The following is a 2,176-nucleotide window of genomic DNA, read 5'->3' as shown; positions in this document are numbered from 1 at the left end:
ATATAATTTCTTCATAATGAACTCCCCAAAAAAACCTTTAGAAACACACTTAAGAACACAAAAAAGACATATTTTAATGATAGGAAGTGAGTGAGAGATAGGTTTTGAATGTTTTGTTGTTAGCATTTTAAATCTTTTATGTTTGCGTTGCGCGTGATTTCTATAATGAGTCCTAAATGAAACTCTTTCATGAGTATGGAAAATATTTTTAGGTTCTTATTGAAAACGGGTTTTTGCTTTATATATTAAGTATAAAAGAGCTTCTCTGTATTATATTAATATATTAAAGTGTTGTACTTGAGGTAAGTTTTTGATTGTTTTCTTAGTTGTAATTTTTCCCTATTGGGGATTTATTAGCTATTAATGAGTGAACGCCTAAATATTTCAGAATCCGTAGCTCTTTTAGCCTTAGGCTATAACATCAAATAAAATGTGCGTTTGAAATATATTATATACGCATTTTTACTTTCCCTCTTTGAAAGGTTTTTATCAAAACGAGTCCTATTAAGATATTTCGTTTACGATTACGCCATTAAAATAAAATAGCAAGAAAAAAATGAGTCTTTTCAATAAAGTTTGTCATTATGGATTCTAGTGTGTCATTTTTGCAATAAAAGCAGAATGCTTGTAAGAAATGCAGGGGCACTGTACAGCGTCATAATTTAGTGCGTCGCTAAAAATCTTGTAATATTCAATTATGGATGCAATCTATACCTCTCCTTTGTATCATCTGCACCCTTTATACTTTAATCACCAACATCTCATTAAAATCAACAGAAATAAAGACTTAACGGCGTTGATGGTTAAAATCTGTTTGCTTCGTCTTATCTAGGATAAACCTTTTGGGTTTGAGTTTTTTTTATTGCTAATTCAGCGTTACACTAAACCCTGTGCATATCCCCACTGTTCGCCAGCACTGGTAATCGATAAATTAGAGCAAATCTTTCTATCTTCTGACATGTAGCTCCTATAGAAAAGCTAATCTGTGCATAGGGCGGAGTTAGTTTAGTATATTGTTTTTATAACCTACTCCAATAAAATTGAAATAAATTTAACGATATACTTCTACCTTATCAGAGATTTTTGAGTAAATTTGCAACTTGGGAGAAAGCGAAAGGATATTTATTTTTTCTATCTATAAAGCTCTATAGATCTTTTAGATTTAAAAATTAAAGCAGACAATAATGAACGTATATTATATGAAAAAGCTTATTATCTTATTTTGAAAAAGAAGTTCGCTTTGTTGAAATCTTGTAAGCTTTTGCTGTTTTTTGACCTGTAGTTATCATTATATCACTTAATCAATTTATATATTTCTTTACATACGTAAAAAAAAATTCCACCCCTGCCTCATGAGACAAGGGTGAAAAGAAATTTTTATGTATTTTGTTTATTATCAATTCAATGTCATATTGAATCCCGCACCTACACCCCAGTGACCTCCAGAAGTTGTTGCGGATATGTTAGAACGGTATTTTCCATTTTCCGAGGTGTAACCTGCACCAAAGGCAAATGCAAATTGACTACGCCATAAACCAGTACCAAATCCAACGCTTAATTTTCCAGGCGTATCATTGTAGCGCAAGTTAGAAACCGCTAGCCCAATAGCTGCTGCTTGTCTGGCCTCTTTTTTCACATTCTCAATGCTGTAGTTTAAAACGTCAAACTTCATATCTGTATATTGTTTAGCCCGATCAACAGCATCATCAATCGCATCAATCACAATATTATTAACCCGTTGATCTGTATACTGCTTGGATTCATCAAGAATAATCTTCATCTGTTCTTTAGTATAATCATGGAGTTGTCCACCATTTACAGCCTCTTTCGAACCTTTCTCAATGTTACCATCAGCGACATTATCAATCAGAACAGGTTCACTGGCATCACCACCCGCTAATGTGATTTTATTGGTCTTTTTGCCGTTTTCATCTCTATCATAACGAACCGCATCCTCTTCAATGTTGTCAACTCTATTATTGATATTATCAACTTTACCATTAATATTGAGAACTGTATCACCAATATCAGCAATGGTATTGGAAATGTTATCAACTCTATTTGAAATATGCTTAACATCTTTTTCAACACCAGTGATACGTTCATTGGTTTCCCAAAGTTGTCCACCATTAACCGCATCTTTCGAACCTTTTTCAACTTTACCATCGGCTACATT

1 protein-coding gene is annotated in these 2,176 nt (G+C 32.9%); it reads right to left on the bottom strand.

Annotation, left to right across the window (positions count from 1 at the left end; all coding sequences use genetic code 11):
• Positions 1–1,396: 1,396 nt before the first annotated feature.
• On the bottom strand, positions 1,397–2,176 hold a 780-nt coding region (locus tag ACFIM1_RS09115), incomplete at its 5' end, for a YadA-like family protein (protein ID WP_375694674.1).

This window comes from Bartonella sp. AC158YNML, assembly GCF_042196725.1.
Taxonomy (GTDB): Bacteria; Pseudomonadota; Alphaproteobacteria; order Rhizobiales; family Rhizobiaceae; genus Bartonella.
Note: the sequence above shows the minus strand (reverse complement) of the source record. Positions and strands in the feature narration are given on the sequence as shown.